The sequence below is a fragment of the Streptococcus sp. CL8.13 genome, from assembly GCF_049737895.1.
The window spans coordinates 1-637 of sequence record NZ_JBKOTT010000161.1 but is presented as its reverse complement, the minus strand read 5'-3'; the positions used below and the strand labels follow the sequence as shown (position 1 = coordinate 637).

General features: G+C 38.5%; 1 protein-coding gene and 1 pseudogene. Both read left to right on the top strand.

The window, feature by feature from the left end; all coding sequences use genetic code 11:
* Positions 1-197: pseudogene (locus ACLNCN_RS05010) on the top strand (AAA family ATPase); the annotation flags it as partial.
* 129 nt (positions 198-326) lie between these two features.
* Positions 327-637 (top strand): NUDIX domain-containing protein (locus ACLNCN_RS05005; RefSeq protein WP_424844761.1); only part of this gene is annotated, 311 nt, incomplete at its 3' end.

Here is a 637-nt window from a genome sequence, read left to right as displayed (position 1 = left end):
AGCACGGTTATGATCCAAAAATGGGAGCACGCCCACTTCGTCGTACTATTCAAGACTATATTGAGGACGCAATCACTGACTACTACCTTGAAAATCCAAGCGAAAAAGACCTCAAGGCAGTTATGACCAGTAAGGGCAAGATTCAAATCAAATCTGCTAAAAAATCTGAAGTAAAAACTTCTGAAAAAGAAGTATAGATCCTATAGAAAAGGAGTTGAAAATGAAAATTTTCTACTCCTTTTTACTAAAATAACTATAAGTTCTTGACAGCTCGGCCTTTGTCCATTAAGATAATAATAAAGATAATAGATAATGAGGAAAATGCAATGGCAAACCCAACTTTCGGAGAAAAGAAAGCAAATACAGACTATGTTTCACGCTATGGCGTATATGCAGTTATCCCTGATGCTGAACAAAAACAAATTGTTCTTGTTCAAGCACCCAATGGCGCCTGGTTCCTACCAGGTGGTGAAATTGAAGCAGGTGAAAATCATCAAGAAGCCCTAAAGCGTGAATTGATTGAAGAACTCGGCTTCACAGCTGAAATTGGTACTTATTACGGACAAGCTGACGAATATTTCTACTCTCGTCATCGTGACACCTACTACTACAATCCTGCCTATCTCTATGAAGCGAT